The following is a 25,259-nucleotide window of genomic DNA, read 5'->3' on the forward strand; positions in this document are numbered from 1 at the left end:
AAAACCCCTTGTTCCTCCATACTTTTATAAGATATTCCAAATTTCCGCAACCATTCCACTCTGCCAACTTCAAAATATTGGGCATAATTTCCGTAATACACAATACCCATTTGGTCGGTTTCAGCATATCTCACTCTAAGTTCAATTTCGTCCGTAATTATTGGTTTTGACATCTTTGTTTGGTTTATTTTTTGTATTTTCAACGCGTTTTAAACATGGGAATTTAATTCTGAATATTCAATAGCATTAGATTTTTTTTTTCAGAATTTTGTTCACATATTTGTCCTTGAAAGTATTCAAGAGAAAACACAAATTTCTCTTTTTTTTTGCAAATCTAACTAACAACAAAAAAATTAATTTTTAAAATGGAATTAACTGCGCAATCGGTTTGGAATAATTGTCTGTCATTCATAAAAGACAACATCCAACCCCAAGCATACAAAACTTGGTTTGAACCTATTACAGCAGTAAAACTTACTGACAACGCATTAAGCATCCAAGTCCCAAGTAAATTCTTTTACGAATGGCTTGAGGAGCATTATGTAAAAATACTAAAAGTAGCCTTAAATAAAGAACTTGGAGAGCGCGCGAAATTGGTCTATGTCATTAAGATGGAAAACACTTATGGTAACAAACAACCTTTTACTGAAAAAATTCCTAGTTCAAATAGAAGTCCTGTAAAATCGCAAGATGTTGATATTCCATTAAAGAATAAAAATCCGGAATTAAAAAACCCATTTATCATTCCTGGAATCAGAAATGTAAAAATTGAATCACAACTCAATCCAAATTACAATTTTGAAAATTTCCTTGAAGGCGACTCTAATCGTTTGGCTAGAAATGCGGGATTGGCAGTGGCCAACAAACCTGGCGGCACATCCTTTAATCCGTTATTGATTTTTGGTGGGGTCGGGCTTGGTAAAACCCATTTGGCACATGCCATAGGTATCGACATTAAGGATAAATACCCTGAAAAAACGGTTCTTTACATTTCTGCTGAAAAATTCACGCAACAGTACATTGATTCGGTAAAGAAGAATAACAGAAATGACTTCATTCATTTTTACCAAATTATTGATGTGTTGATTATTGATGACGTTCAATTTTTATCTGGTAAAACAGGAACACAAGATGTGTTTTTCCATATTTTTAATCATCTACATCAAAACGGAAAACAGGTCATTTTAACAAGTGACAAAGCACCTGTAGACATGCAGGACATTGAACAACGTTTATTATCCCGATTTAAATGGGGTCTTTCTGCAGAGCTGCAAAGTCCAGATTTTGAAACACGGGTCTCAATTTTAAAGAACAAATTATATCGTGATGGTGTTGAAATGCCAGATGATATTATTGAGTATGTTGCTAAATACATCAAAACGAACGTTAGAGAACTTGAAGGCGCGATTATTTCCTTAATCGCTCAATCCTCTTTCAACAAAAAAGAAATCACCATTAGCCTTGCTAAAGAAATTGTTGAAAAGTTTGTAAAAAATACCAAACGTGAAGTTTCGATCGACTATATCCAAAAGGTAGTTTCCGACTACTTCCAAATGGATGTGGATACCTTACAATCAAAAACAAGAAAAAGGCATATTGTACAAGCAAGACAATTAGCGATGTTTTTCGCCAAAAAGTACACTAAAGCATCCTTAGCGAGCATCGGCTCTCAAATTGGGAAACGCGATCACGCCACCGTTCTTCATGCTTGTAAAACAGTTGACAACCTCTCCTCTACTGACAAACAGTTCAGAAAGTATGTTGAGGATATCTCCAAAAAATTAGCCCTTTAATTATACCATTGATAATCTATCACTTCTGAAGTTAGCTTCAAAAGTGATAGATTTTTAATACGTTCAACCAATTTAATGGTCTTTGAACAACAAACCTTGAACATCGAAGCAAATTGCTTCTCACTTCAATCTTCAGGCTTCAAGCCACTTAAGACAATAGTCAAACCCAAAAATTAAAACATCATGACAAGAATATTAATGGTTTGTTTGGGGAATATCTGCCGATCCCCATTGGCACACGGCATTCTTGAATCTAAATTGCCTGCTGATAAATTTGAAGTCGACTCTGCTGGTACAGGAAACTACCATATCGGTAAATTACCAGACCATCGCTCCATTGCCACCGCAAAAGCTAACGGTCTCGACATTACCAACCAGAGATGTAGACAATTTGAACGCTCCGATTTTGATAATTTTGACATCATCTACGTGATGGATCAATCCAATTATGAAAACGTGGTAAAATTGGCTAGGGACACAAATGACATTTCTAAAGTGAAATTGATTCTTGAGGATGCTTCATCAACGACACCACAAGAAGTTCCTGATCCATATTGGGGAGATTCTAAAGATTTTGATGATGTTTATGCGCTTTTGGATGAGGTTTGTGAAAAAATTGCATCAGAATTAAAAAAATAGTTCTCATTTAAGTTTCCCGGTAATGAGGCTGTTAACAACCAGCATAAGGTTGCTATGCCGTAAATCTCAATTAAGATGGGCTCACTTTCAATTCTTGAGATTCTCATGAACCACATCCTGGATGTAAATAAGGTTTCTGAACAATAAATCAAAACAATAATTACCTTTGAAGGAAGCTTATTTAATCCACCCGAAAAATTGTTAAAAACTGATGGAAAATCAAACCGGTAAATTATATTTAATTCCTACAGATTTAGGAGAAAATCCCGTTTGGGAAGTATTGCCTATCTCCATAAAGAAAGTCATAGAAATCACTGACCATTATATTGTTGAAAATGAAAAAACAGCGAGAAAGTTCATCAAAAAGACAAATCCAGAAAAATCACAGCCATCGTTACATTTAAAAGTTTTAAATAAATTTACGGAAACCGCTGAGAAACTAACGTTTTTGGATGCCTGCAAAGAAGGGAAATCAATCGGCCTCTTATCTGAAGCTGGATGTCCTGCAGTAGCCGACCCAGGCTCGGACATCGTAAAACTTGCACATCAAAACAATATTCAAGTGGTACCGCTAGTTGGTCCCTCATCCATTATAATGGCACTGATGGGTTCTGGTATGAACGGTCAAAGCTTTGCTTTTAATGGCTATTTACCCATTGACAAAGACGAACGAAAAGCAGAATTGAAACGCTTAGAAAAGTTGTCCCATGACCAAAATCAAAGTCAGCTGTTTATAGAAACCCCCTATCGAAATAATAAAATGTTGGAGGATTTGTGCACCACATTACATCCACAAACACGAGTTTGCGTTGCTTGTGACTTGACTTTACCATCAGAGTATATAAAAACTTACACCATTAACGATTGGAAACACATCAAAATTGACCTACACAAACGTCCTGCCATCTTCATCATTCACAAGGACTGATTATAGATTGGCTTTTGCCGTTTTGTTTGGCTTGATAAAAGACGTGTCATAACCTGAAAATCGTTTCATATACGACGAGATTGAAGTCCCATAAGCATCTGAAAAGTTATCTCCACCAGAGCTTCTTAAAAACTTCTTGACACTTCCAGGTCCCGCTAAATGCGCAGCTGCAAGTATACCCGATTCAGTAATGGTTACACCATGAATTTCCTTACCTACAAATCTTGCAATATCTTTTCTCAAAATCCATTTATTACGTTCAGAATTGGCTAAAAAAGCCTTTTCCTGTAATTCTGGTGTGTATAAAAAATATTCAGGATTATAAACCCCTAATAACTTCAAAGTTTCAGCACCAAATTGATACTTCCCTAAGTAACCCAAATCATTAACCGTAAAATAGTTTCCTCGGGATTCTTTAAAAGCAAGAGCTTCTTTAAATCCCAAGTAAGACTTCCCTAAATAAGGAAAATATCTGTTGTATGTTGTTTGTTGGGGCGTTACTTCATTAGTGGATAAGAGTGCGATATCCTCAGAAACTGTGTAATTTAATTCTAACCCGGCTGTAGAAAAGATAGACATATCTACAGTTGTTTTTGGAAAAAGCGCTAGGTATAAACCGACGCAAATTGCAAAAGGGATAACAAAATAATTAGTGATTTTTTTTAACATAATTCCTAATTCTTGTAAAGCCTTTATTCCTTAAAACAGACTTAAATTTCAGTGTGCAAAGTTACAATCTTCTGTTAAACCCTCAAACTTAATCGTTTAAGGCTTCTAAAAATAGATAGCGTGGAGTTTTATGTCATTTTTATCGTTGAACTCCAATGCTGGAAAAGGCACCTTAATTACGTTCAGAACATCAAAGATGGATCTCAACACCTGTGATTTTGTTTCAATCCTTGACAAATCTACGTCTAAACTCAAATAGAACTGCCTGGTTCGTTTTTTGTTAGCAACAAAATTAACGGCAGGCTCGTTATAATCAAACTCCATGCCATCTGCGCCATAACCGACTGCCAAATTCAACCATTTTGGAATTTGTTCGTTTTTTAAAAAGGAATGGATATTAAAACTGAGCCAATACGTTTGACCGTTATAATCTTTTAAAAGCTCTTCTAAAAGTCCGTCGCCCAACTTATCCGGACTTAGTTTAGCATATTTTGTTTGATGGAAGGAGTATTTTAAGGTGATGCGCTGTTCTTCCCAAAGCAATTCTTGGCCAATATAAAGACCGGTTCCAGCACCGTTTGCTATCATATCACCCCAAGAGAAACCCCATTCTTTACTAAAACCATCTAAAACTTCAACGGCAGTTAAAAACGTAAAACCCAAGGTCGAACCGTAAAGCAGTTGCTCTTTTTTACTGGCACCACTCCAATTTAAAGTACTGGCACCAATCCTTCCCAATTGATAGGACGAGAACATATGTCCCATTTTATCCATCTGAAGCCATTCCTGATTATCATTGATTGGATGGAAATTGGAGCGCTCGTAATCAGCATACCATAATTGATTGAGCGCGATTAAAGTCAAGCCTCCAACAGCGGTTTCTGAGATATAAACTGCAGTTCTTCTGGAGGTGTTTAAGGTATCACTTGGCGTAAGGAATCTGTCAAATTTGGTTTGCGAAAAAGAATTTGAAATGAACGATAGGAATAAAATTAAAATAAATTTTATTTTGAGCATAGGTTATCGCTTTACGCCTTGCTGATTGATCCATTTTACATATTCCTGCCTGTTCACGTTGTGTTGGGACAGGGTTTTTGCAAACTTGTGATACCCAAAATTCGTTACATCGGCCACAAAATAAAAGTAATCATGGTTTTCGTAGTTTAAAACAGCATCTATGGAACTGATATCGGGCATAGCGATCAATCCTGGAGGCAAGCCTGTATATTTATAGGTGTTGTACGGAGAATCCAATTCTAAATCTTTATAAAGGACCCGTTTAATAACTTGGTCAAAATCCCCTGAACTGTGTTTCATGGCGAAAATAACTGTTGGATCGGCCTGCAATGGCATTCCAATTTTTAAACGGTTCATATAAACTCCTGCTACTCTTTTGCGTTCATCTACTTTTGCAGTTTCCTTTTGCACGATAGAGGCCATCGTCATTACTTTTTCGGGAGTAAGGTCAATGGCTTTTGCTTTTGCCAAACGCTCAGCGTTCCAGAAGCGATGGTATTCCTTAAGCATTCTATCTCTAAACTGTTCTGCGGAAGTATTCCAAAAAAATTGGTAGCTATTTGGAATGTACATTCCCAAAGCTGTTTTGGAATCAAAATCATTTGCCTTCAAAAATTCAGGAGAAGACATCACTGAGTACAGCTCTAAACTGTCCGCTTCAATTTGTGTAGAAATACGACCCGCCAAACGTTCCAGAGATTCCTGATTGTTAAAAGAAAGTTTTACAGGGATATTGTTGCTCCTAATCGAATTGATAATATCATTGTTGTTCATCCCTTTCTTTATGGCATATTTCCCCGCTTTGATATTCGAAGTGTATTTTTTGCGTTCTGCAAGCGCATCAAACCTCTCTATGTCTTTCAATAAGGGCTCCAACTCTGCCCTTACATCCTGATAAGTGGCATTCGTTGGAATATAAACATAAGCCACATCGTTATTAAACGCGGTGTTAGAGACAAACATGGTTTGATAAATTGTGTAAGCTACAAAAGCAGCCACAACTAAACCGATTAACGCAACGGCAACAAGGATTCTTTTTATATACATTTAGCTATTGATGAGTTGGAATAAATATTCGTTTTTATAGGTCTTATTACTGTAAATCCAATCTTTTTTCACGCCGACTTTTTCAAATCCTTCATTGACAAATAAGTTGATGCTAGCCTGATTATCTTCAGCGATATTACAGTAAAGTTGGTGTAGATTGAGATGCGTAAAACTATAGTTAATCAACAATTGAAGTGCTTCCTTTCCATAGCCTTGTTGCCTGTCTTCAAGTTCATATACCAAAATCCCGACGCCCGCACGACTGTTTTTAAAATCAAAATCAAACAAATCAATCAAGCCCAAAGGCTTATTATCGTAGTTGGAAATGACCAAACGCAACTGTTTGGCTTCAAAAATATCTTGATGGGCATTTTCCAGATACTGCTTCAGAATGAATAGAGAATAAGGCGTTTGAGTATGGCTCATTTCCCAAACATTTTCATCATTTTCAACGCTGTGCAAAAAGCTCAAATCTTCTGGTTCCAATGCTCGCAAATAGATGCGTTTACCTTTTAGAGTCTCCATTATATCTGGCCTTTAAAAACTTGAATGGCAGGACCAATCAACCAAATGTTTTTATATCCTTGACCGTCTTTCTCAAAAGACACTCGGAGCTTCCCTCCTTCTACATTTAAAGTGATCAGGTTTTTATCGGTCTCTCCAATATAATTCATGGCCAATGCAACCGCAGTCACGCCTGTGCCACAGGATAAGGTTTCATCTTCAACCCCACGCTCATAAGTTCTGACCGTAAAAATGTCATCAGAAATCTTTGAAACAAAATTTACATTACTGCCAGTAGCATTATAAGGGGCGCCATATCTAATTTTTGACCCAACTTCCTTTATATTAAGATGCTCCAAATCGGCTTCCATTTGCACATGATGTGGGGATCCTGTATTTAAAAACACATGCGATTCAAAGTTTTCCAAGTGAGTCACATCTTGCATTTGAAGTTTAACCGTATCATTTTCTATTTGCGCATGATGCAATCCGTCAATGGCTTCAAAGCTTGTATTGTTTTCAATAATCCCTAGGAAATTGGCAAATGCCACAATACAACGTCCACCATTACCACACATGGAACTTTGATTACCATCGGCATTGAAATAAACCATTTTAAAATCCAGCGTCTCGTGGTTCTCAAGTAAAATTAATCCGTCGGCACCAATGCCAAAACGTCGGTCGCACAAGAATTTAATGTGTTTGGTATCTTTTTTGCCAAAGGTTAAGTGACGATTATCAATCATCACGAAATCATTGCCCGTACCTTGATATTTATAGAATGTCTGTTTCATAGGTTTGGCAAATATAGGAAACTTGATGGGTTTTTGTGATGTTAAACCAGCGTTAATGTTGGCGTTAAAAATCGTTAAAAGAACTGTTATAACTCAATAAAAAATTAAATTTAATCGTTAAACTATTGAGTTTATAACCTACATCATTTATAAACCTTTATTAATACGAATTAAAAATGAAAAAGATTTTAACTCTAATTTTAGCTTCAGCTTTAGGCGGAATCATGACGCTTTCCGCTTATAAAGTATTTATTGAAAAAAACACGGTCGCTCAAGTTTCCACTTCAAATTCGAGCATTCCTTATTTTAATGCGAGTAACACTCCGGTAAGTAATTATGGCACTTTGAATGCGCCAGACTTCACGGAAGTGGCAAATGACGCTGTACACGCTGTGGTACACGTTAAAAACACCAGTATAAGTAGAGCGCCGATGACGATGCAAGATTTGTTTATGGGCCGAACCACAGAGCGCGCGCAGATTGGTACCGGAAGTGGCGTAATCATTTCGCCAGATGGTTACATTATTACCAACAACCATGTTATTAATGGTTCTCACCAACTTTCCATCACCTTAAATGATAATCGAGTTTATAATGCCAAACTTATTGGCACGGATGAAAAAACCGATATTGCATTGTTGAAGATCGATACAGAATCCGAATTAGCTTTTGCAACTTTTGGAGATTCTGATCAAGCTAAAGTTGGTGAATGGGTTTTGGCAGTAGGAAATCCATTTAACTTAAACTCCACCGTAACTGCGGGGATAATTAGCGCGAAATCCAGAGATTTATCTGGTATTAATGAACAATCCTTTATTCAAACGGATGCCGCTGTAAACTCAGGAAATTCTGGTGGTGCCTTGGTCAACACCCGTGGTGAATTGATTGGGATCAACACGGCCATTACTTCTCAAACGGGCTCCTATATTGGGTATTCATTTGCAGTACCGAGCAATATTGCTAGAAAAGTAGTTGAAGACATTATGGAATTTGGAAATGTCCAAAATGGTATTTTAGGTGTAAGAGGCGGCGAATTAAATAGTAGCACTGCTGAAAAATTTGAAGTCAATATTACCCAAGGCTTTTTTGTGAGTGATGTTGAAGAAAACTCTGGTGCAGAAAAAGCGGGCATCCAACAGGGAGACATTATTAAAAAAATTGACAATATTACCATTTCAAAATTCTCTGATCTTAGTGGCTATTTGAGCACAAAACGGCCTAATGATGTGGTTAACTTGAATATTATAAGAAAAGGTTCTGAAAAAACAATTCCGGTCACCTTATCCAAAAGTGAAATTGCCACCATTGATTATCTCAATATGCAATTAAGAAATATCCCAAGTGATATCAAAAAAAGCAGCAAAATCGACCATGGTGTTGTAGTAGTCAAAAATGAGAATTATGCACTTTATAAAAATTTGGGAATTAATAGAGGCTATGTGATTACCGAAATCAATGACCAACAAATCAAAAATGTGGATGATATCATGAAACTGAAACAAAAATTTGGCGACGATGAAAAAAGCTTAAAGAAAATGTCCGTCATCAATAGTTCAGGACAAAAAGAGAGCTTTATTTTTAGATAATCGAGCATATATTTTAAACCCTTTTAACCCTTTAATGCGAATCTGCTTTAGAGGGTTTTTTATTTCTCCTTATCGCTACGAAAACGTTTGAAATATATTACTTTTGCACTCCGAAACGTCGGAAACAAACACAACATCAACCTGTTTGCCTAATAAGCAGACCTATTAAATCTAAACACAATGAGTTTGAACGGAACTTATGAAAACGAATTGGCTTTTCAAGCAGACAGACGAAGAGCAACAGTTGAATTTGTTAAAATAGTCAGTGATCTTTGGTATGATAAATCCATTGAACTTGTACTTTTCAGAAATCAATTAATTGACAAAAATGTTAGTGAGATTTTGAATTTGCATGAATATGCAGGTGAATTTGTTCAAAAACCAATTTCAATTTTTGATTCTGTAGAGATTGCCCAAGCCATTAAAACTTTAGATGTGCCACCAGCAAAATTGGATATCGGAAAACTGACCTATGAATTTCATTTGGAAGACCAAAAATATTCCAATGCCACTGCATTCGTTGCTGACAAACTTAAAGGCGCGAAAAAAAACGAATCTATAAATCCTAAGGATGTTGTTCTTTATGGATTTGGACGAATTGGTCGATTATTGGCAAGAGAATTAATGACAAAAACTGGAAAAGGCAATCAAATGCGTTTAAGAGCCATCGTTACTCGCGGTACCATTGATAAAGTTGTTTTAGAGAAAAGAGCCTCGCTGCTCCGCAATGATTCGGTGCATGGCGATTTTTCAGGAACTGTCGTTGCTGATATTGAAAATAGCGCCCTAATCATTAATGGTACAACGGTCAATGTCATTTCTGCAAATGCTCCAGAAGATATTGATTACACCATATATGGTATTAAAGATGCCTTGGTCATTGACAATACAGGTGCTTTTCGCGACGATGAAGCGTTAGCGAGACATCTTAAATCTAAAGGCGTCAGTAAAGTTTTGTTGACCGCTCCTGGTAAAGGCATTCCAAATATTGTACATGGGGTCAATCATTTGGATCATGATCCTGATACCGTCGATATTTTTTCGGCCGCTTCGTGTACAACCAACGCTATTACCCCTGTACTAAAGACTATTGAGGATACTTTAGGTATAAAATATGGCCATTTAGAAACTATTCACGCTTATACCAATGATCAGAATTTAGTGGATAACTTTCATGGCAAATACCGTCGTGGTCGCGCCGCAGCATTGAATATGGTCATTACAGAAACGGGTGCTGGAAGGGCGGTTTCAAAAGCCCTGCCTACATTGGAAGGTAAATTGACTTCCAATGCCATTCGTGTTCCTGTACCAAATGGATCTTTGGCCATTTTGAATTTAGAATTGGAAAAGCCGACCACTGTGGATGGCATTAACGCCATCATGAAAAAATATGCTTTAGAAGGTGATCTTGTAGAGCAAATAAAATATGAACTGAGCGATGAATTGGTTTCAAGTGATATTGTGGGCTGTTCTGCTCCTGCAATTTTTGACAGTAAAGCCACAATCGTTAGAGAAGGCGGGAAAAATATTATTTTATACGTTTGGTATGATAATGAATACGGCTATAGCCATCAAGTTATCCGATTGGCAAAATATGTGTCAAAAGTGAGACGTTTTACATATTATTAGGAGCTCAGACATCTAAATTAAAACTTCAACCGTATATCAAATAGCCTCCTTCGTGAGGCTATTTGTTTTAAATATATGATTAAACATCCCCATATTTTTTTTATCTTGTTCAAAATTTAATTTCATCAGAAAAATCAAACAAATGCATTCCTTAAAAACGCTAACGCTTACTCTTGTTTCATGCCTATTTTTTATTGTTGTAAACGCCCAACAAAAAACAACTGAAGAAGAAGAAGATGATACCTTATCCTTGACTAAAGGAACCATTGATAATCAATTTGAATATGTCATACAGAAATCCTACAATTATCAGGACTATAAAAATGTAAAAAAAGACTGGCTATACCAGTTGAAAGCGCACACACTTGACTCTCTTAAAGCGATACAAAATGATCTGAAAACCACACAAAACATAGTTGACAGTCTGGCACAGGAAATTACAACCTTAAAAAGTAATCTATCTGAGACCAAGACAACTTTAGCCGAGACCAATGAAGAAAAGGACAATATGGCCCTTTTTGGCTTGCAAATGAGCAAAAGCAATTATAACGTTTTGATGTGGAGCATTATTGGTGTGCTATTGGTTTTATTGCTATTTTTCATCTATAAATTCAAGAATAGTAATTCTGTAACCAGGGAAGCTAAAAAATCATTGCTTGAAACTGAAGAAGAATTTGAGGAACACCGACGTACGGCTTTGGAACGCGAACAAAAAGTAAGACGTCAACTGCAAGACGAAATTAACAAACAAAAAACAATAAAGTAAATCTGAAAAATCTGTAACTCCCTTACAGATTTTTTTTGCTCAAACAGAAAACTTCTCAAAAGATCAATCCTCTTTCCAATCTACTGGCTGCTGACGAATACTGCTCGCACGCACGTAGCTTTTGTGAAGGCGGGACTGCTGACTGAAACTGCCCGCCCCAAGCTTTTGCGAATGCAGAAATGTTGCTGACTGAAAACTGAGGACTGCCGACTGAAGACTGCCAACTTTTTTTTGCATCTTTGCAACGTAGAAAAAAAATCATGCGCATAGATATTATTACCGTTTTACCGGATCTCCTTAAAAGTCCTTTTGAGGCTTCCATACTGAAACGTGCCATTGAGGCCAATTTAGTCGAAGTCCATTTTCATAATTTAAGGGATTACACCACGGATCGTTACAAATCAATTGATGACACACAATTTGGTGGTGGCGCAGGAATGGTCATGATGATTGAACCTATTGATAAGTGTATTTCACAATTAAAGGAAGAGCGCAAATATGACGAAGTAATCTATATGACGCCCGACGGAAACACTTTAAACCAAGGCATGGCCAATACGCTTTCTTTAAAAGAGAATATCATTATTCTTTGTGGGCATTACAAAGGTGTCGATCAACGCGTAAGGGATCTATTGATTACCAAGGAAATTTCAATAGGCGATTATGTGCTTTCCGGCGGCGAATTGGGTGCTGCAGTTTTGTGCGATGCTATTATTAGACTTATTCCTGGTGTTTTGGGCGATGAAACTTCGGCCTTAACCGATTCATTTCAAGATAATTTATTGGCCCCACCTATTTATACAAAACCGAGAGAATATAAAGGTATGAAAGTCCCTGAAGTTCTATTTTCCGGACATTTCGCCAATATCGAAAAATGGCGTGAAGACCAAGCCTACAAGCATACACAAGAAAGAAGACCAGATTTGTTGGAGGAGTAGTCCTCAGTCGGCCGTATTCAGTTGGCAGTTCGCAGTTCGCAGTATTCATTCTTCAATCTTCTGTCATCCGTCATCGGTCATCGGTCATCGGTCATCGGTCATCGGTCGTTTAATCCAATAACAAACAACTCAACAACACACACAAAAATAATTGAAATATTAATTGCAAATTATTATTTATTCCTTACTTTTGCATCCAATTTCAGATTAACCTCTGGCGATCTGCGCGAATGTTGGTTTGGATAAATCCTAAAAATTAAAAGAAATGAATTCTTTAGTTAAATTTGTACAAGACGAATTTGTAGAAAAAAAAGAAATTCCTCAATTCGGTGCTGGTGATACAATCACAGTTTATTACGAAATTAGAGAGGGCGAGAAAAAACGTACACAGTTTTTTAAAGGTGTCGTGTTACAACGTAAAGGTTCTGGAACTTCAGAAACTTTTACCATCCGTAAAATGTCAGGAACAATTGGTGTAGAGCGTATCTTCCCAATCAACTTGCCTGCACTTCAAAAGATTGAAGTCAACAAAAAAGGTAAAGTTAGACGTGCACGTATCTTTTACTTTAGAGGTCTTACTGGTAAAAAAGCAAGAATTAAAGAAAGAAGAGGATAAGACTCTGAAACATACAGTAAACAAAAGCCTTGATTCTATTCAAGGCTTTTTTTATGAACAAATGTTAATAAATCAGGTTCATAAGCAGTTGATAATTAAAGGGATCAAAACTTTGGCAGATAGGACATTTTTTTGTAATTTAGTAAAACGATTAATAACAACCTTGAGTTGGTTTCAGCATCAAAAACTGAATTTAATTTAACCGAAAGAATATACGTTCTTTAAATACTTGTTTTTCGAGATTTTTTAAATATCGCGCATTTACGGATAAACTTAAAAAATCATGACGCTTTAAAAAGTACAGCATGTTCAAGCAGGCTAAAACTAGTAAGGCTGAAAGCTTCCAAAGATGGCAACAACGAAAGTGAACCCCAAGTGTAGGAAGCAATGTTTTAGTGTTTGTATGTCGTGAAAACGAATTGCAAATACTAAATCATCAAGAAAAACAATACCTGAAACATTTCTATAACATGTCAATACATTTTGACAGTTATCGAATGTTTTATTGAAATAGTAATACTTGAATTGAAAAAGACGATTGTAAAACGCGAGTTTTAGTCGGCTGATTTAACAGGAATGTTAATGAGATCACGAGACTATTTCAAAGAAAGCCATGTCAAGGTAGCCTAGCTACAATGATATGGCTTTTGTATTTTAAATAGATTCCACTTAACTTTCGCGCCTCAATCTTTATTTCAATTCATGCTACTACCCCTTATTGACTCTAAACAGTTTTCCAATACCGATTTTACCTATAATTCATTTCAAAAAGCCGAATATGACAATTGCAACTTCACGAATTGCAATTTCGCTGACACTGATCTGTCTTCCATAACGTTTATAGAATGTGGGTTTGACACCTGCAATTTTAGCAATGCCAATATTAATCACACAACATTCAGAGAGGTTGAATTTATAGATTGTAAACTGATTGGGCTTCAATTTGAGGATTGTAACCCGTTTTTATTATCCTTTGTATTCTCAAATTGCCAATTGCAATTCTCATCTTTTTATAAATTAAAACTAAAAGCAATCAAATTCAGCAACTGTAATCTCAACCAGGTTAATTTTACAGAAACGGATTTGACCAATGCCCTATTCGATACCTGCGACCTTAAACATGCGATTTTTCAAGACTCCAATTTAAAAAACGCCGATTTCAGTTCTTCAGAAAACATTGTCCTAAATCCAGAAAACAATACCATCACAAAAGCAAAGTTTTCAAAGGAAAACGTATTGGGATTATTGCAACACTATCAAATTACCATTGTTTAATTGGTCGCTTTTCAACTTTATATCCTAATCTCAATTTTGTATATTTGCACAGCCTAATTTCGGCCTAATCTTAAAAATTAAATTTCAAAGTACTTATGTCAAAAACCTCTACTATTATTTATACGAAAACGGACGAAGCACCAGCATTGGCAACACATTCGTTATTACCAATCATAAAATCATTTACAGCATCTTCCAATATTGATATTGTTACTAAGGACATTTCATTGGCCGCACGAATTCTAGCTGTTTTCCCTGATTTTTTAACGGAAGATCAAAGAGTGCCAAATGCTTTGGCCGAATTAGGGGAGCTTGCTACAAAACCAGAAGCAAACATCATTAAATTGCCAAATATCAGTGCTTCTGAGCCACAACTTAAAGCTGCAATTGCTGAGTTGAAGTCTCAAGGCTTTAACATCCCTAACTATCCAGATGATGTAAAAACAGAAGAAGACAAAGACATTAAATCTCGTTACGACAAAATAAAAGGAAGTGCCGTCAATCCAGTACTTCGTGAAGGAAATTCAGACCGACGTGCACCGAAAGCCGTTAAAAATTACGCCAAGAAAAACCCACATTCCATGGGTGCCTGGTCTCCGGATTCAAAAACGGAAGTGGCAACCATGTCACACGGCGATTTCTTTCATACTGAAAAATCATTGACACTTTCAAAAGCAGATACGGTTACTATAAAACTTGTTGGAAAAGATGGTACTGAAGAAGTTCTAAAAGACAGTTTAAGCTTAAAAGAAGGCGAAATTATTGACGCTTCAGTAATGAGCAAAAAAGCATTAATTGAGTTTTTACAAGGCGCTGTTGCTGATGCAAAATCGAAAGGCATTCTTCTTTCTGTACATTTAAAAGCTACCATGATGAAGGTCTCCGACCCGATCATCTTTGGTCATGCTGTTGAAGTCTATTTTAAAGATGTTTTCGAAAAATATCATAATGAGTTCAAACAAATCGGTTACAGTGCCAGCAATGGATTGGCAAGTCTATATGTTGAACTAAAAGAACTTCCAGAAGCTAAACGCAAGGAAATTGAAACGGCTATTCAAAATACCATTGCCAACGGACCAGATTTGGCCATGGTAAATTCAGATAGAGGAATTACCAATCTACACGTACCAAGTGACGTTATTATTGACGCCTCCATGCCGGCAATGATCAGAACTTCCGGTAAAATGTGGAATGCACAAGGAAAACCAGAAGATACTTTAGCTGTAATTCCTGACAGCAGTTATGCCGGAATCTACCAGGCAACTATCGATTTCTGTAAAAAACATGGTGCTTTTGATCCAACCACAATGGGAACGGTTCCGAATGTTGGTTTGATGGCTCAAAAAGCAGAAGAATATGGTTCTCATGACAAAACCTTCGAAATTGAACATGACGGAAAAGTTATGGTCATCAATTCTGAAGGAAAAACAATTCTTGAACATGAGGTTGAACAAGGCGATATCTGGAGAATGTGTCAGGTTAAAGATGCATCAATTCAGGATTGGGTTAAATTAGCTGTAACGAGAGCAAGACTTTCTGATACGCCAGCAGTTTTTTGGTTAGACAAAAACAGAGCTCATGATGCTGAATTAATCAAAAAAGTAAACGCATACCTTCAAAATCACGATACAAAAGGTTTAGACATTAGAATTCTTTCGCCAATTGAAGCGACTACATTCACTTTGGAGCGCATAAAAGATGGAAAAGACACGATTTCAGTTACCGGAAATGTATTGCGAGATTTCTTAACTGACCTCTTCCCTATTTTAGAATTGGGAACAAGTGCAAAAATGTTATCCATTGTACCATTAATGAATGGTGGTGGTCTATTTGAAACAGGCGCAGGAGGTTCTGCACCTAAACACGTTGAGCAGTTTGTTGAAGAAAACCACTTACGTTGGGATTCATTGGGAGAATTTTTGGCATTGGCAGTTTCTTTAGAACATTTAGCTCAGACAAACGACAATCCTAAAGCTCAAATTTTAGCGGATACCTTAGATGAAGCTACTGGAAAATTATTGGACAATGGAAAATCGCCTTCACGTAAAGCGGGCGAATTAGATAATAGAGGTAGTCATTTCTATTTAGCCCTTTATTGGGCTGAAGCTTTGGCAAACCAATCTTCCGATGCTGAATTGCAAGCAGAATTTAAAGTACTTGCAGCAGCATTAAAATCGAACGAAACTGTTATTATAGAAGAATTAAATAAAGTTCAGGGTAAATCGGTTTCTATAGGTGGCTACTATGAACCTAGTGAAGCATTGGTTACTGAAGCAATGAGACCTAGCCCAACATTTAATGCGATGCTGACGAACAGATAATCCAATATCTTTTACGGGTTGTTTATTTTATTAAAATACAAGAATAATAAACCACCTTAACACAAAAAGCTCCTTTTATCAAGGAGCTTTTTCTATTTTTAGTAAAAAATTGCAAATGATCTCTAATTTGAAGCTTTCACTATGGCTAATCTTCTGCTTGCCACTCTATTTTCATGCGCAGGATAAGTTTACGCTTAGTGGCAGAATTACTGATCAAGCTAGCAATGAATCATTAATAGGCGTTAATATTATTTTTCCTGAACTTCAAACCGGAACAATCACTAATGAATATGGTTTCTATTCGATAACACTTCCAGAGGGCACTTACAATTTTCAGATCAGTTATTTAGGGTTTAATAGTATCTCTGAAACTATAAGCATTAATGAAAACAAAACCCTCAACTATAAACTTACCGAGTCGACTGAAAGTTTACAGGAAATTATCATTACCGAAAATGTCGAGAAATTAAATATTCGAAAACCACAAATGAGTGTCAATTCGCTTTCCATAAATACTATAAAACAAATGCCTGTAGTTTTAGGTGAAGTTGATGTGATTAAATCCATTACTCTTTTACCAGGTGTTACCAATGCTGGTGAAGGTTCTTCAGGTTTTAATGTTAGAGGTGGTTCGGCCGATCAAAATTTGATACTCTTGGATGAAGCAACTATCTTCAATTCATCTCATTTATTTGGACTATTTTCCGTGTTTAATCCAGATGCTATAAAGGATCTCAAGCTTTACAAAGGTGGAATCCCAGCTAAATACGGCGGACGTGTTTCTTCAGTTTTAGACATCTATCAAAGAGAAGGGAATAGTAACGACTTTCACATGAATGGTGGTATTGGCATCGTTTCTAGCCGTTTATTAGCGGAAGGCCCAATCAAAAAAGAAAAAGGATCGTTCTTATTAGGCGGTCGCTCAAGTTATGCGCACTTGTTCTTCCCGCTTTTTGATCTCGACAGTAAGGCTTATTTCTACGATTTGAATACCAAACTGAGTTTTAACATCAATGAAAACAACAACATTTACCTCTCGGGCTATTTTGGACGTGATGTTTTTGAAATATCGGATAGTTTTGAAAATACCTATGGCAATACGGTTATAAATTTTAGATGGAACCATCTGTATTCTGCGAAATTGTTTTCAAATTTATCTGTTATCTATTCTGATTATTATTACGGATTACGGCTTAATTTCGTGGAGTTCGATTGGAAATCGGGGATTAAAAATTTCAATCTTAAATACGATTTAAAACATTATATCAGTTCCAATTTCAAATTAGATTATGGTTTTAATAGCTTGTATTTAGCGTTCAATCCAGGTGAAATAAATCCAACTTCTGATACTTCCGGGATCAACCCCTACAATCTGATTAAAAAGTATGCCTTTGAAAATGCAGTGTACATAGATGCCGAACATCAAATAAATTCAAAGCTCGCTGTTTCTTACGGATTAAGATTAAGCAGCTTTCATCGTCTCGGGCAAACAGAACTTAATCTGTATAAAAATGACCATGCCGTCAATTTCAATGAAGATCTTCAAATTTATGAAAAAGGAGAAATTATTGGTATAGATACGTATCAAAGATCTGACGTCATTAAATCATTTATACATTTAGAACCACGATTAGCTTTGGCGTATCAGATCAATGAAAACTCATCAGTCAAAGCTAGTTATAACCGAATGAGTCAATACTTACATCTACTTTCCAATACCAGATCTCCCACGCCTTTAGATGTTTGGGCACCGAGCGGAAAGTACATCAAACCACAACTGCTGGATCAAGTTGCGCTAGGGTATTTTAAAACGTTCAAGGATAATAAGTATTCCTTGGAAGTGGAAACCTTTTACAAAGACATTCAAAATCGCATCGATTATATTGACGGCGCTAACCTCATTGCCAATGATGCCATTGAACAAGTAATACTGAATGGTAAAGCCAGAGCTTACGGATTGGAAGTCCTGCTCAGAAAAAATGAAGGGCGATTAACGGGTTGGATTGCCTATACCCTTTCTAAATCAGAACAACAAACCCCAGGAAGAACAGCAGCTGAAACGGGCATCAACAATGGCAATTGGTACAATACGCCTTATGATAAAACCCAGGATTTCGCCCTAACTACCAATTATAATTACAATAAGAAATGGAGCTTCGGTGGCACTTTTGTATTCCAAACAGGGCAGCCCTCAACATTTCCCAATGGTCAATATGAATACAACGGGATTAATATTCCGCATTTTGAATCAAGAAATTCAAGTAGATTGACAAATTATCACCGCTTGGATATCTCAGCGATTTATAATCCCAAACCTGATTCTACAAAAAAGTGGAAGGGAGAATGGGTATTTGGTGTTTACAACCTTTATGATCGCAAAAATGCTTCATCAATTGCATTCAGTCAAAACCGAATTTCAGGAGTTAACGAAGCGAACAGATTAGCACTGTTTGGAATAATACCATCAGTTTCTTACAATTTCAAATTCTAATTATGAAAAATTTCATGTTTATACTAAGCATATTCCTTCTACACACTTCCTGCGAAGATCTCATAGAGGTTGATTTAATTGATGCCGATCCAAAATTAGTTATTGAAGCGTCAATAAATTGGAAGAAAGGCACGTCTGGTAGAAAACAAGCTATAAAATTATCTTTTACTGCGCCTTTCTTCGATAAAACCATTCCGCCAGCAAATGGCGCTTTAGTTACCATAACCAATCAAAATAACACTGTTTTTAATTTCGTTGAGGACGGGACTTCAGGTGTTTACCGAAATAATAACTTTGTACCTAAATTAAATGAGCGTTATATATTAAACATCACGTACAAAGAAGACAGGTATAGTGCTACAGAAATTTTTAAATCCGTCGTTCCGATAGATCGAATAGGACAAAACAACAACGGTGGATTTTCAGGAGATGAAATCGAATTAAAGGCCTATTACACAGATCCTGCTGATGAAATTAACTTTTATTTCTTCGAATTTATCAGTGATATTCCTGTAATTCCTTCCTTATCTGTTTTTGATGATAAATTCACCAACGGTAAAGAAATTTTTGGATTTTATAGCGAGCAAGACTTAAAACCAGGAGACAAGGTTATGATCAGAAATTATGGCATCTCAGAGCGTTTCTACTTGTATATGTTCATCCTATTACAACAAACAAGCCAATCGGGTGGTGGTCCATTTCAAACACAACCGGCAATGGTTAAAGGGAATTGCGTCAATGAAACTAATCCCGACAATTTCCCTTTGGGGTACTTTAGATTATCAGAAGTTGACGAAGTAGTTTATAATGTTCAATAGAAAATTATTTTGGAACAATTTGTAGTGATAAAAATTAAAAAATAACCTTTCCATATAACTTCACTTCCTATTATAGTTGGAATGCATTCAAAAGATATTCAATTGATGTTTTATGAACATAAAAAAATCATCCTATAAAAATGGATAACATCGCTATCAACTAGAAAGGAAAACAAACAAAATTCAGTATTTTTGAACATTGCAATTTACCGACATACAAGAATGTTCTTAGCACAAAAATTAGGAGTTACATCTTTTTTAAAATAGCTTATCAATAACAAATGACAACCATGGAAACCAAAAGAACAGATAAAAGCTTACTTGTTAAAGGCGCTCAGAATATGGGCATCTGTTTAATGTTAATGTTTATAGGGCCAACAATACTTTATCTCGCTTTTAGCAATCAAGACAAACCAACCTACATATTAGTTCTAATAATTGGTATTCTACTTTGCCTTGGTGCCGTTTTCTTCTTATTTAGAGGTATATACATCATAATAAAGGGTTTATTCAATGAATAAAACATTTTTAGGACTTAAAACTTCCCTCCTATAAAATATTTTTCACGACAAAAAGATGGCCTGGAATATAGTAATAATTCTCTTTTTACAACTTAATAAGAGAAATAATCCATTTTAACCTTCATTACTGTTATAAAATGCGAACAAAACATTAAAATTAAAACTTCTAAAAATTACATAATCTATAATTTATTACCGTTCTGTTCAATACATTCTTTCATTTTTCGTAAAATATTTTTTAAAAATTTGGTTTTGTGATTTAAAATATCATTCATAATCAAAATAAATTTATGACCCTCGTCATAGACGAAATGTAAAAAAGCTACATTTCTACTTCATTAAGTTTTACAGATTTTTTATAAAGAGCCATATTTTTTAAAAAAACCTGTTAAATTCATGAAAGTAATAGATTGCATATAATCACTTTTAATGAGATGCAACTCTTAAAAGTTACTCCTGGTAACCAAAGGTGAAGATTGTTATGCTTCCATTGAATATAAAACGCTCTTACTTAAATTCACGCCAAGTATTTTAGAAAATGCAATGATTCTCCCACAATGTTCTACATGCCATACTGCTTTATTATTAATGACATTTCCCGAGAGCAAAGGGCCTATAATATAGAAATTGTTGGATGCCTCAAAATTAGAATTTACCTTAAACCCTTTGTATGATGGATTAGGAACACACAATCCAGAATTAATTAGATTGGTATAAAGATTAGAAATAGGTTCATTAAGTGTTTCGCTGCCAATACAATTAATAATAATATTTATTGGATCTTTATATAGTACTTCTGTTTTGCTTCGTGTATCCAAATATTTAAAACTATAGGTAAAGGAGTTAATTGGAACTATACTGAGAAATCTTCCTGCAATATGTTCAAATTTATTAAGAGTCTGTAACCTATTAATTGTTTGTAAGTAAAATACTCCTGCACATCGCTGTCTTCTCCCTACCTCATTGCCAAAATGACAGGCAAATATTTCCAGCTCTGATTTATCAAGTTTATTCAATAGCACGCCAAATGCTTTAGATATTGGTACTACAGAGGTAGCTGCACCTATCCCCATTTTTTCTGCGAGGTCCAAATCAGCAAATGCAGCATCAGCAATATCTTTGGCTGTCAAATCAACTTTATTCTCCAACTCCAATAAGTTGCGGGCCATAAATACTTTATTATGTTCTTTACTATTAATTGAATCAGGAAGAAGACCATGAGTAGAGATAAATGTAAATTTTTGTATGCGATTAGATATATAAGTATTATCATTCATCATAAATAGAACTTCCAAGGCACTCGCATTGGAACCTATTATCAGCGCATTGAAATTGGAATTATTATTTGTTTCTAAGAATTTTTTAATTTCCGAAATCGTTGTATTCATTCCCTTATTGTACGGATCGGCGAATAGGTTTAAGTGATTTTCGCCATTGAGATTTTTATTCCATACTTTTTTAGGTGGAGGAGATCCAATACAAAAAATTACGTTATTTGCAAGATATGATTTAGAAGCTCCCAATATTTCATATCCTTGGGCAAGTGGAATAATATTTTCCACGGTCAATTGTATTAAATCAACCTTAACAATTTTTCTTTCTTCATATTCATTGATGCTTTGAGTAATTACCTGTGTTAAATACCTTCCAAAGAAATATCTCGGGATAAAAAGATCTTCCCAGGCATTTTCTGCTATTGCCTGACGGTTATCAGAAAACCATTCCCTAATTAATTCTCCTCCTTCTTCTTTAAACTCTTTTAGAAGACTAATTTTATTTTCAGTAAGCCAAATAATAAATTTCCCTAGCTCAGGTTGTGGTAAAAAATTTTTCAACGAAGTTATCAAAAGAGAAGAGGTGCCTGACCTTTTTCCATAAGGGATTCCGGTAAAAAAATCCTTTTCTTTATCAAATATTCCTATGCGAAGTGGAACGTTGAAAGGCTTGTCTTTAATCTGTTCCAAAAAATGTAATAAAGTAAACGTGGAGGATATTCCAGACCCAATAAAAGCGAACTCAAACTCGAAATTTTCAATGCCAACTTTCGTATCTATTTTCATATTTAAATTCTAAAAATATTATTTCGAGGTACTATGGATATTGACTTTTCTGGGAAAAATATTTCTTAGTCTGCTATTAATTGAAAAATAAAAAACCAAAGTTTATAAAAGACTAGTGGAGTAATTAATCTGAATTTAATTTAAATATTTATTTTCATATCTAATTGAACTTTTCGACGAATGTAAATATTATAAGACGTAATGCGATTTTCAACTTATTTATCCACCTTTAAATCTGGTATTCAAAATATTACGATATACCCTTATAATTACTAAGTAAAATATTTGATCAATTCTTAATTCGTAAAACCCTTCCAGGATTACCTACCATTACTGCATTTTCTTGTACATCACGAATTATGACAGTTCCAGCACCTAAGAGACAATTCCGGCCCAATGTGCCTACACCAGTCATTATTGTACATCCCATTCCTATATAGGCGAGATCTTTTACTTGTACCATGGCTCCCAAATTTACACCAGAAGATATAAACACTCCCTCGCCGATGGTTACGTGGTGGGCAATGGTGCTACCCATATTTACCATTAAGTAATTCCCTATAGTAGTATGTGGCATAACTATATTGCCAACAAGCATATAAATAGCCTCCCCAAGTACAACATCAGGTGCAATGGAAACCGAATGATGAATAAAACTAGGAATGGAATACCCTTCATTTTTCAAGGTGGACAAATATTTCACTCTTAAAGCATTATTTCCTATAGGACAATATACATCTTGGATTTTTTCTTTAAAATTTGATTTTAATAAATCTAAAAATGAGCCTAAAACTGGTAATCCATTTACATGAGTCCCCTCTAAGAAAGGATCATCATCTATAAATCCAATCAAATTTACACCTGCCTCCTTAAAGTAAGATGCGAAAATTTGACCCTGTTTTCCGGCTCCAATAATTACAGATTTTTTCATAATATTTCGTTTAAATAGACATTGCATTTACCCTACTTATACATAAAATTGTTCAATGACTTTATATGTAGAAAATTTATTTTCCCTCATAAGTTGTAACATAATTGCCTTTATTATTCCTACAGTTTTAAACAATAATTTAAGTATATAAGAATTACTTTATTTCGCTAAAAAAAATTCAGTCATTCTCCTATCATTCAAGATTAATTTTTCTTCCCTTGGAATGAAATTGAAATGTGAATTTGAAACTAATAAATAATACTATAGTGTACTTTATGTCTTTATTTTGTTTGTGTGATACTATTATTAATTATTATATTATAGTAATGATGAATTCCGATATAGATATTTTCCTTAATAACGCTTAGTAATTGTGGAATAATTACCTAAGAACTAACTAACTTTCGTTTTTTTTGAGCAATAGAACTAAATTTTCTCTAAGGATCAGTTAAATTATTCTTTCCCTTCCATTTCATTAGTCTACATATATCTCAAGGTCGTCCCAATCTCACCTCAAATAAAATGGTTTTTCTCTATTGGCACAGAACAGAAATATCCGACCAAATACTGGTCTCGAGGTGATATCAATATAAAAATATTTTATTCTAATAAATCTAGGCTGCGTTTTAGATTAGAGACATTCTCTCTGTTTCTATAGATAATTATGTCGAGAATTTCCTCAACTAAAATGACCGATATTAATTACTAGTCGCGACAATTTATTTAAAAAATTTATTTAACAATTATATTTTTTCATATGATATTCAACTATATACGATCGGACTCATGCTAGAAGATAATGGTACATCCACAATGCTATCTGCTCTGCTAAATGTTTGAACGTGATTTAGTAAATGAGTATAACTATATAAAGCTAATCCTTAATAAGAAATATCACCTCTTTTAACGCAAGAAGATAACTTGACTCTTTCAAACATTTCTCTTAGGTCACAAATAAATTACAAACAGGTCACTATTGTTTTAACATTCAAAAATAAGTTAAAAATACAAAGATGGAACTAATATCGATATAGGCTTCAATAATAAAATTTGAAAAAGACTTTATAGCGGATATCAATAAACGCAATATTTTCAAAATTATTAAATGTAGTAACTTTAAGTTCGTAACCATGCCATTCTAATAATGTGATCTATGCCTTTCTACAATTCCAAATAACTTGTAAATAGAACAATTGGTTACTATATTGAATCCCTATTTTCTCAAAATTTTCTTCCACATTGATCATCTCCAACATTCTTTACAATATTGTTTGTGCTGAACTTTAGTGCAAATTAGTTAAGACAATACAAGTTGAAAATGTCCACATGCCGTAGCTCCATCTATTAATCACAACAAAAGATCAATGCATACTTTCTTTAATGACCCATTATATAAATTAATATTTTAGCAATGCAAGGAACGTTCATTGCAACTGGATATAAGACGTCGTTAGAAAAAATAATAATTTAGTATGAAGACATTAGGTTATTACAAAAAGTGGAATAAGAATAGACATCATTTGCAATCCTTTTACATATATGTGGATATTTTTTGATTAGTTCTCATTAAAACGACCATACATTATCTTCGGTTTCGACAAATTGGAGTAATGCATTATCTCCTATCAACTTATGATATCTAATGAAAGCCTTAGGTACTTCCTTTTTATAATTTATATATCGGCATTAAAATGAACTTTAACTATAGTAATGCGCACCCTTCGCTATTAACTCAATCTATTTATAATCTAAATTAGTCTATGCGAAACGTGGAAGTTGAGTAGACTTATACACCTAAAGATTTAGATCTCCCACTTTGGACGGTTCGCGTTTAGCCCGCATGACCCTTTACCAAAAATATATACAAACAAAAAAAGTCCCCAACAAATGAATGTTGGGGACTCTCAAAAAAGGCG

Annotated in this window: 21 protein-coding genes; 13 read left to right on the top strand and 8 right to left on the bottom strand. The window is 35.0% G+C overall.

Translation table 11 applies throughout. The features are described 5' to 3' along the window. A partial coding sequence (locus ACOH2D_RS16645; protein ID WP_449535960.1) for an acyl-CoA thioesterase occupies positions 1-173 on the bottom strand: 173 nt, incomplete at its 3' end. A gap of 192 nt (positions 174-365) precedes the next feature. Between ACOH2D_RS16645 and dnaA the strand changes: the two genes are divergently transcribed. The 3 genes from dnaA to ACOH2D_RS16660 all read left to right on the top strand — a co-directional run bounded on the left by dnaA (position 366) and on the right by ACOH2D_RS16660 (position 3,360). After that, positions 366-1,793 carry a chromosomal replication initiator protein DnaA gene (gene dnaA / locus ACOH2D_RS16650; protein ID WP_348038238.1) on the top strand — a complete coding sequence of 476 codons (1,428 nt, stop codon included), beginning with the start codon at positions 366-368 and terminating at the stop codon, positions 1,791-1,793. Positions 1,794-1,976: 183 nt separating this feature from the next. Then, positions 1,977-2,432 carry a low molecular weight protein-tyrosine-phosphatase gene (locus ACOH2D_RS16655; protein WP_348038852.1) on the top strand — a complete coding sequence of 152 codons (456 nt, stop codon included), beginning with the start codon at positions 1,977-1,979 and terminating at the stop codon, positions 2,430-2,432. A 211-nt stretch (positions 2,433-2,643) separates the two neighbouring features. Further along, positions 2,644-3,360 (top strand): SAM-dependent methyltransferase, encoded by a 717-nt coding sequence (locus ACOH2D_RS16660; RefSeq protein WP_449535953.1) that lies wholly within the window; start codon positions 2,644-2,646, stop codon positions 3,358-3,360. Here ACOH2D_RS16660 and ACOH2D_RS16665 read toward each other — a convergent pair whose 3' ends face one another. From ACOH2D_RS16665 to dapF, 5 genes are all read right to left on the bottom strand, one after another. After that, complete coding sequence (locus ACOH2D_RS16665) at positions 3,361-4,029, bottom strand: peptidoglycan-binding protein LysM (protein WP_348038840.1); 669 nt, start codon at positions 4,027-4,029, stop codon at positions 3,361-3,363. Between the two features lie 105 nt (positions 4,030-4,134). Next, positions 4,135-5,046: a DUF2279 domain-containing protein gene (locus ACOH2D_RS16670; RefSeq protein ID WP_449535954.1), complete on the bottom strand. Its 912-nt coding sequence runs from the start codon at positions 5,044-5,046 to the stop codon at positions 4,135-4,137. Positions 5,047-5,049: 3 nt separating this feature from the next. Further along, positions 5,050-6,093, bottom strand: a complete 1,044-nt coding sequence (gene mltG, locus ACOH2D_RS16675) for an endolytic transglycosylase MltG (RefSeq protein WP_348038844.1) — start codon at positions 6,091-6,093, stop codon at positions 5,050-5,052. Next, on the bottom strand, positions 6,094-6,618 hold the full coding sequence (locus ACOH2D_RS16680) for a GNAT family N-acetyltransferase (protein WP_348038846.1): 525 nt from the start codon (positions 6,616-6,618) through the stop codon (positions 6,094-6,096). After that, complete coding sequence (gene dapF / locus ACOH2D_RS16685; RefSeq protein ID WP_348038848.1) at positions 6,618-7,391, bottom strand: diaminopimelate epimerase; 774 nt, start codon at positions 7,389-7,391, stop codon at positions 6,618-6,620. The genes ACOH2D_RS16680 and dapF overlap by 1 nt, the downstream gene beginning before the upstream one ends. Before the next feature lie 176 nt (positions 7,392-7,567). Here dapF and ACOH2D_RS16690 point away from each other — a divergent pair, with 176 nt between their 5' ends. From ACOH2D_RS16690 to ACOH2D_RS16735, 10 genes are all read left to right on the top strand, one after another. Continuing rightward, entirely contained in the window at positions 7,568-8,977 is a 1,410-nt protein-coding gene (locus ACOH2D_RS16690; protein ID WP_348038850.1) for a trypsin-like peptidase domain-containing protein, read from the top strand. Between the two features lie 180 nt (positions 8,978-9,157). Further along, complete coding sequence (locus tag ACOH2D_RS16695; RefSeq protein WP_449535955.1) at positions 9,158-10,606, top strand: glyceraldehyde-3-phosphate dehydrogenase; 1,449 nt, start codon at positions 9,158-9,160, stop codon at positions 10,604-10,606. Between the two features lie 142 nt (positions 10,607-10,748). Further along, positions 10,749-11,372 (top strand): tRNA (guanine-N1)-methyltransferase, encoded by a 624-nt coding sequence (locus tag ACOH2D_RS16700; protein ID WP_449535956.1) that lies wholly within the window; start codon positions 10,749-10,751, stop codon positions 11,370-11,372. Between the two features lie 260 nt (positions 11,373-11,632). After that, positions 11,633-12,310, top strand: a complete 678-nt coding sequence (trmD, locus tag ACOH2D_RS16705) for a tRNA (guanosine(37)-N1)-methyltransferase TrmD (protein WP_348062847.1) — start codon at positions 11,633-11,635, stop codon at positions 12,308-12,310. Between the two features lie 265 nt (positions 12,311-12,575). Next, entirely contained in the window at positions 12,576-12,926 is a 351-nt protein-coding gene (rplS, locus tag ACOH2D_RS16710; protein WP_348062848.1) for a 50S ribosomal protein L19, read from the top strand. A 702-nt stretch (positions 12,927-13,628) separates the two neighbouring features. Then, on the top strand, positions 13,629-14,201 hold the full coding sequence (locus ACOH2D_RS16715) for a pentapeptide repeat-containing protein (protein WP_348062849.1): 573 nt from the start codon (positions 13,629-13,631) through the stop codon (positions 14,199-14,201). Positions 14,202-14,296: 95 nt separating this feature from the next. Next, positions 14,297-16,522, top strand: coding sequence for an NADP-dependent isocitrate dehydrogenase (locus ACOH2D_RS16720; RefSeq protein ID WP_449535957.1), 2,226 nt, complete (start codon positions 14,297-14,299; stop codon positions 16,520-16,522). Positions 16,523-16,637: 115 nt separating this feature from the next. Further along, complete coding sequence (locus ACOH2D_RS16725; RefSeq protein WP_348062851.1) at positions 16,638-19,013, top strand: TonB-dependent receptor; 2,376 nt, start codon at positions 16,638-16,640, stop codon at positions 19,011-19,013. A 2-nt stretch (positions 19,014-19,015) separates the two neighbouring features. Beyond that, complete coding sequence (locus ACOH2D_RS16730; RefSeq protein ID WP_348062852.1) at positions 19,016-19,831, top strand: DUF4249 domain-containing protein; 816 nt, start codon at positions 19,016-19,018, stop codon at positions 19,829-19,831. Positions 19,832-20,121: 290 nt separating this feature from the next. Then, complete coding sequence (locus tag ACOH2D_RS16735; protein WP_449535958.1) at positions 20,122-20,352, top strand: DUF6095 family protein; 231 nt, start codon at positions 20,122-20,124, stop codon at positions 20,350-20,352. Positions 20,353-20,831: 479 nt separating this feature from the next. Here the strand turns inward: ACOH2D_RS16735 and ACOH2D_RS16740 are convergent, their stop codons facing one another. Together ACOH2D_RS16740 and ACOH2D_RS16745 are read right to left on the bottom strand one after the other, a co-directional pair. Next, complete coding sequence (locus ACOH2D_RS16740) at positions 20,832-22,412, bottom strand: FAD/NAD(P)-binding protein (RefSeq protein ID WP_449535959.1); 1,581 nt, start codon at positions 22,410-22,412, stop codon at positions 20,832-20,834. 289 nt (positions 22,413-22,701) lie between these two features. Next, positions 22,702-23,343: a NeuD/PglB/VioB family sugar acetyltransferase gene (locus tag ACOH2D_RS16745; RefSeq protein ID WP_348062855.1), complete on the bottom strand. Its 642-nt coding sequence runs from the start codon at positions 23,341-23,343 to the stop codon at positions 22,702-22,704. Between the last annotated feature and the right edge of the window lie 1,916 nt (positions 23,344-25,259).

The sequence above is a fragment of the Gelidibacter sp. genome (genome assembly GCF_053579655.1).